The sequence below is a fragment of the Methanocella sp. genome (assembly GCF_035506375.1).
Classification (GTDB): domain Archaea; phylum Halobacteriota; class Methanocellia; order Methanocellales; family Methanocellaceae; genus Methanocella.
In genome coordinates this window covers 22,530-29,136 of sequence record NZ_DATJPM010000094.1, presented here as the reverse complement: position 1 = coordinate 29,136, position 6,607 = coordinate 22,530, and the positions used below count along the sequence as shown (strand labels likewise).

Below are 6,607 nucleotides of genomic sequence, written 5' to 3'. Positions count from 1 at the left end.
GCGAAGAAGAAGCTGCCGAAGCTGAATGTCAAGAAGTGCGATGTCTCGAAGGAGCCGGAGCGCGAAGCGCTCTTTGATTGGGCAGTATCCAATTTCAAGGACCTGAACATCTTAGTGAACAACGCTGGCATCCAGCGCATGATCGACTTCAAGAAGGGTACGGCGGACCTGCTGAATCACCGGGCGGAGGATGGAGAAGATGAGATAGAAGTGAACTTCCGGGCGCCGGTATATTTAACCGCTTTATGTGTACCGCACCTGTTAAAGCAGAAAGAGGCGGCGGTCGTGAACGTCTCGTCGGGACTAGCGTTCTATCCGATGCCTGCGATGCCGGTGTATTGTGCCACCAAGGCTGCCATGCATTCCTTTAGCCTGACACTCAGACAGCAACTGGAAGGTACGCCTGTCAAGGTGTTCGAACTTATACCGCCTATGGTTGATACGAATCTGGATAAGGGCGCCAGGAAAGCAAGGGGCCAGACGTACTTTGGCATCACGACCGCTGAGCTTGTGAAGCCTGCCATGAAAGCATTCGAGAACGACGAGTATGAGATCCGCGTACAGGACCCGAACTTGGCCAACCGCATGGGGCACAGGTAAGCTATTTTTATTCTTTTTGTTAACCACTGAAACTGTTTATAATAAAGAGTCTACTTTCAAAAGGTATTTGGTCGCATTTCGCCAAATGTCATGATTTAGCTCTTCTTCCCTTATAAAAATTTAATATCTTTATTATACCGATTAGGATAGCATAGCCCACTGCCGCATATGCCATCATTTCCAATACGGCCGTCGTCCCATTCGCCAAGTTATTAACATACGTCGGGGGCGGGCCTTGGGGAGGGATAGCAGCGTCTTGGTAGTGCATCATGAATGAAACAGTCATGGCAAACATAGTCGCCAATAGTGCCATCCACCAGGAATTCTTTGGGTGTACAAAGCGGTAGGTTAAAGGAAGAATCGCTACTGCTGATAGGGGATATATGACGAACATGGATGTCATGTTTATAAGGGGAAGCATGGGGCCGGGGTATTCCTGCGAGGCCTCCCACAATAGCCACAGCACGATTATTACTGGTGGAAGACCGTACGCGATATACCTATACTTAATCTTAAGGCGGGCCTCAACGTATTGCAGAGGCAGGGCGTATAATGCGGCGAATCCCCCGATTACCAATGATATAGCCAGGAAAAATGGAAATAACACCAAATTATTTAAAAAGATCTGCAAACCATCCATACATAATACCCCCCTAAGCGTTTAATATTATAATTATATGCTATAAACCGGTTATAATTCTTCCGGTTTCTCCAGAAAGGCTAAAGCCTGTATACGACCATTCTTCTTAGTCGTGTCACCATGAAGAAGTACGATAAGTTCATTAAGAAGGCGCTCAAACTCGGCGCCACCGATGCGAAGATCATCAAGCCGGACAGCGTCGTTACCTCGGCCTGGGTCCGCTGGAAGTGCCGCTACGGCTGCGACGGCTATAACAGCAGCCTCTGCTGCCCGCCGAACACCCCGGATACTTATGATATTTGGTGTAGTACCAAAATTTGTTAATATATTATTACATTGCGATACATAGCCAATGGATAATAAGTCGACGTGATAGGAGCACAGTGCTTGAATTCAAAATTTTATCAAATATATTGCCATTGTTATGGATTAAGCTATTAATACTAAATTTTTGGGGTATACCCAAACTTTATATTCATGGATTGAGTAGTTACCAATTGGAGCGGTACAGTTCCGCTTTAGTGATAATATATGGCACATATACATCTCGAAGACGGAGCATTTTCAATACAATGGATAATAATCTGGTTTATCATCGCGATAGTGGTCCTGGCTTTATGTGTATTCTGGGTTACCCGGATAAAAAAAATAGATAATAGGACAATAACGGTGGCGGCGATGTGTACGGCCGCATCATTTGCGATATTCCAGGTAAACCTGCCCCTGTTCGGCGGCGTCCACATGAACCTGACCTCGCTCACCGGCATACTCGTAGGGCCGGCGATTGGCGGTATCATCGTGCTCATCGTGAACATCCTATCGGCCGCCATCGGCCACGGAGGATGGGGCATGATAGGCGCCAACTTCCTGGTCAACATGGCCGAGGTCACGACCGCCTACGGGGTATATAAGGCGATGGAAAAGATCGGTGCGGATACTTTCTCGAAGGCCGCCGTCGGCACTTTAGTCGGGCTTTTCGTGGGTAACGTGATCATGGTGGCTATAATCCTCATATCGGGCATCCAGGGCGTAAACCAGACCATGACGGACACGCTCTATGGGTTGTCGCTGCTCGTCGCCGTGAACATGGGCGTCGCGATTATCGAATCCGTCGTCACGGGGTACGTGGTATCGTATATTCAAAGGGTCAGGCCGGACATGCTCCAGGAGGTGGCCCCCGTTGCCACAACAACAAAGCAATAAGACAGGGATAGTCATATTCGCGGCCCTGATAGTCATAGTCCTTGCCGTGTGCCTCTACGCCTATGTGAAGACGGGCGATCAGGACCTGGAAACCAGGTTCGCCAGCGCCGTGGGTTTGCCCGCCCCATCCGATGACGGCAATAACTTTAGCATATTCGGCTTCGATGTGGAAGGCAACAACTTATCCTACATCGTTATACTGGCCTTGCTGCTTGTCATTGCCGGAGCCTTATACGTAAAATATGGGAAATAAGCAATACAAGTTTAATTTTTTAATGAAAAAGGCTAGTAAAAAGTGACAGTTTTTAGAGCTTACGCTCATTTTTTACATGTGCATTGGGCAGGCGGCTTTCCGCAAGATCCACAAACATTTCCTTTCATTTCCCCGCCACAGGCGGAGCAATGCTGATGAGACTTTTCTCCTTCATGTGTTGGCAAATTAATAACCTCGAAGAAAAATATAAAATTCAATTATATATAATTATAACATAATAAAAGCGATTAATGACCATGCACCTAATAAATCCAGTTACAATCACATTTATAAGAACAAGCTTTGTAATAATAGAGTAGATTTTCCATGCAGATTACCAAGTATAGGTTACATGACATTACCCATAAAGGCAATACGCCCCTGGCAGTAGGCGTTGCCTGGAGCATCTTCGGCATCACGCTCTGCCCATGCCCCATGTGCCTGCTCGGATCGTTGAGCATGTTAACCCTGGGAATGGCAGACAAGTTTGGATTAATTCGATATATAAAACAGAATTCAAAAGACCATCACGAGAATTGCGATAATTGCAATACGACAGGGCAACAATGAAGCTCTTAATGGTCGTGCCATCATGAAGAAATACGATAAGTACATCAAAAAAGCGCTTAAGCTCGGCGCCACCGATGCGAAGATCATCAAGCCGGACAGCGTCGTTACCTCGGCCTGGGTCCGCTGGAAGTGCCGCTACGGCTGCGACGGCTATAACAGCAGCCTCTGCTGCCCGCCGAACACGCCGAATTATAAGGAAACTAGGGAATTGCTGGACAGCTATCAGAATGCGCTCCTGTTACACGTTAAAAGCGATTTCGAGCATAGAAAGGACATGACAGATATCGCGGCGACCCTTGAGAGAGATATATTCCTGGACGGCTACCACAAGGCATTCGCCCTGGGCTGCGGACCTTGTAATCTCTGCGGCGAGTGCTCACTGAACGTTTGCCGGCATCCCGAGAAGGCCCGGCCGTCGATGGAAAGCTGCGGCATCGACGTCTTCAGCACTGCGCGGAACAACGGGTTCTTCATCGAGGTGCTGAAGGACACGTCCTGCCAGATGAACCGCTATTCGCTGGTCCTTATAGAATAAATATTTCGGGCCAATTTTTATCTTTTACATACTGTGCAGAATTTGTCGATTTAAGTTCACGGAGTTTACGAAGGACACTATTTCTCACCACGAATGCACCATGGCACAATGGCCCACAATGTCTTTTTTTAAGTGTAAGAGCACGAAGATACAAAGCCCGCTTTTTAGGGTTTGAGGCACAAAGGTTCCAAAGGCGATATGATAAAAAGTGCTCATATGTTCATTCCTATGTGCCATTGTATCCTTTGAGCCTTAATCGCTAATGAACCGTGCTTTGGGTCCTTTGTACCTTACATTTAAAAGAAACTTTGTGAAACATTGTGCCATCGTGCCTTCGTGGTGAGAAATAGTGTCCTTCGTAACTTACGAAGCTTAAAATTCGAGAGTTATTCAGCGAAACATCTTTTACATAAAAATCGTTCATTCAGATTTTAGCAACTTAAATAAGTACTAAAAGATTAAAACAGCTTTTTCACGGGGTATGGAGAAAAAAGATTATAGTATAGGATTACGTTATAAACCTTGTTCATTATGACGGTGCCGGAACAGGGGAAGGATAGTCTCCACCCTAAATATGTCGAAAAGCTAGTCGAAGCCAGGCTATATGCCATCAATGAAAAAAAACACAACGACGGGGCTATCATCACTTTCTTCTGCCCCCGCTGCTCGCATAATAACACGGTCATGAAGCCGCTGTTCTTCCACACGCTTAGCCTGGACAGCTTCCTGCACACCGTCTCAGGATACCGTTTTGAGACACATACCTGCGTCTGCGGCAACAAATTGAACTATAAGAATATCGTGATCGCCCAGTACAGCCACTTTTTCCCCGACGTGGGCCTGGACCTCGAGGCCGAGGTCACGGCGGACAGCGAGTTCGTCGCCTTCTACCGGATGGACATGCACGGCACGCGTGAGGCCCTGCAAAACATCATTGACTTCCGCTACATGTACGACGCTTTTGGCCACGTGTTCAGCGTCCGGGAGACCTGGAAGCGCATGCTCAGCACGGTAAAAGAAACAAAGAGCATCCAGGTCTACAACATCGAGAAGGGCTACGTCATCGCGGCCTTACCTGGCGATACTCCCCACGCTAACGTCTCGACCAGGGAAATCGTCGGCCCGAGCTGGCCGGGCAGCAGTGCCGTGGTCATTAAGCTAATCGAGATAGATAACGAGAAAGAGCAGTTTAAGGACTCCTTCAAGGAATGGATGCCCGAGTTCGTGGAAGACATTCGCGGGGGACGCATCGACGCCTCGGCCGTCATCGACTCCCAGATGGTCAAAAAGCTGGTCGAGAGCACGCTCAAGCGCGAGGACATCGACTATACCATCAAGGAAGACACCTGCCGCATAACGAAAAAGCCCTTTACCGCCACATTTTCATTTAAGGATATCATCCGCTCCGCCGCTTACCGGGGTAAGACTCTGCAGGAGGCCATCGATGAGAAGCTGGATATCGCCGTCAACCGTGTTTACTCTGCCGAGTCGCTATTGAAGGTATTACGCCGGGACCTGCCGGCATACGATTTCGCCCTCGACGGCGACATGCTCGAAATCATCAACCCCCGCACGGGGGAGTCACAAAAGATTGACCCATATGCCCAGATACCGAAGGGCGGGGCGAGGAGCCTGGTATCGGAGTTGCAGGATTCGCTGAGCAAGAACGAGAAGTTCCAGCCGGTATGTAAATGCGGCCGCCAGGCGTTCATCCTCAAGTCCATAGAGCCGTCCTCGTGGCTGAAGTCCACGCCGGGCGCCTTTGACCTGGTCTACGAGGAGCGGGAGAACGCAATTGTCGTCTACTCGACGGCGTGCGGCGAGCACGTGAACCCCGTCCGGAAGACCGACCTGGCAGAATGGCTCGCGGAGCGCAAGGACCTGGACGACGCTTTCGAGCAGGAGCTGGACAGCCTGCGCATAAACGTCGAGGCGCACGCCGGCAAGTTTGGAAACGACATCATCCTGGGCGCCTTAAGCAACAACGCCTGCGACATCATGGTACATCCGGCCTTCGTGAAGGGCCTGCTGGACGCGATGAAGCTGAACCTTGGCGACCGCGTGATCGCCTATGCGCCGCTCAAAGAGCTCGTGCTCATCTATCGCGAGGACTCGGATATCAATAGCCTCAACGCCGCTGTCGTGCAGCTTCAGGATATAGCGGCGTCCAAGGAATTGAGGCAGACGATGCTCGACTATGCGGCCGTTTTTGACCTGACCGAAGCCCATGGCATCTTCAACATCATCGACCTGCCCGATAAGCAGCCGGAAGTAGAGGATTATCCGATTGAAGAATTACCGCCGCAGGAGATCGACGAGAGCGGTGACTCACAGCCCGGGCAGGGGCATTACGACATCTCGGATGAAAAGCCATCGCCTTAGGTAAAGTCCTTTGCCATATTTTCGACTTTCGTACAGCCCGTGGGTTTTTCAACACGAAAGCACGAAAGACTATTTTATCCCACGTAAGGGCACTAAAATCACTAAGGCCCATGCCTGGCGCTTAAAACACGAAACAACCTCTCCAATGGCACTCAAGCGCTAAAGGATTGAAACACGAGAACGGCATGACTTTAATAGTTATGCTTTCCCTCGTGTTTCATTCTACTAGGGATGTTCGAGCCTTAGAGAGGTTGTTTAGTGTTTTAACGCTAAAGCATGTACCTTAGTGAGGTTCGTGCCCCTTACGTGGGGTATAAAATAATTCGTGTTTTCGTGTTGAAAAAAACCGAACAAATCAGCGAACGAAAACAAACAAAGGACAAACGATTATAAAACAAACACGGAACCACTGGCCTTTATGGAG

Annotated in this window: 7 protein-coding genes; 6 read left to right on the top strand and 1 reads right to left on the bottom strand. The window is 49.0% G+C overall.

The genetic code is table 11. From position 1 onward, the window contains the following. Nucleotides 1-600 (top strand): SDR family oxidoreductase (locus VMC84_RS12780; RefSeq protein ID WP_325381248.1); only part of this gene is annotated, 600 nt, incomplete at its 5' end. A gap of 88 nt (nucleotides 601-688) precedes the next feature. On the opposite strand, the gene VMC84_RS12775 is transcribed toward VMC84_RS12780, so the two are convergent. Beyond that, on the bottom strand, nucleotides 689-1,240 hold the full coding sequence (locus tag VMC84_RS12775) for a hypothetical protein (RefSeq protein WP_325381246.1): 552 nt from the start codon (nucleotides 1,238-1,240) through the stop codon (nucleotides 689-691). A 120-nt stretch (nucleotides 1,241-1,360) separates the two neighbouring features. Between VMC84_RS12775 and VMC84_RS12770 the strand changes: the two genes are divergently transcribed. From VMC84_RS12770 to VMC84_RS12750, 5 genes are all read left to right on the top strand, one after another. Further along, nucleotides 1,361-1,564, top strand: a complete 204-nt coding sequence (locus tag VMC84_RS12770) for a DUF2284 domain-containing protein (RefSeq protein WP_325381244.1) — start codon at nucleotides 1,361-1,363, stop codon at nucleotides 1,562-1,564. A gap of 207 nt (nucleotides 1,565-1,771) precedes the next feature. Then, a complete protein-coding gene (locus VMC84_RS12765) occupies nucleotides 1,772-2,443 on the top strand; it encodes an energy-coupling factor ABC transporter permease (protein ID WP_325381242.1) in 672 nt (223 codons plus the stop codon). After that, nucleotides 2,421-2,696, top strand: a complete 276-nt coding sequence (locus VMC84_RS12760; RefSeq protein ID WP_325381240.1) for a hypothetical protein — start codon at nucleotides 2,421-2,423, stop codon at nucleotides 2,694-2,696. The genes VMC84_RS12765 and VMC84_RS12760 overlap by 23 nt, the downstream gene beginning before the upstream one ends. Nucleotides 2,697-3,288: 592 nt before the next feature. Then, complete coding sequence (locus VMC84_RS12755) at nucleotides 3,289-3,801, top strand: DUF2284 domain-containing protein (RefSeq protein ID WP_325381238.1); 513 nt, start codon at nucleotides 3,289-3,291, stop codon at nucleotides 3,799-3,801. A gap of 531 nt (nucleotides 3,802-4,332) precedes the next feature. Further along, a complete protein-coding gene (locus VMC84_RS12750) occupies nucleotides 4,333-6,183 on the top strand; it encodes a hypothetical protein (RefSeq protein ID WP_325381250.1) in 1,851 nt (616 codons plus the stop codon). Nucleotides 6,184-6,607 lie beyond the last annotated feature (424 nt).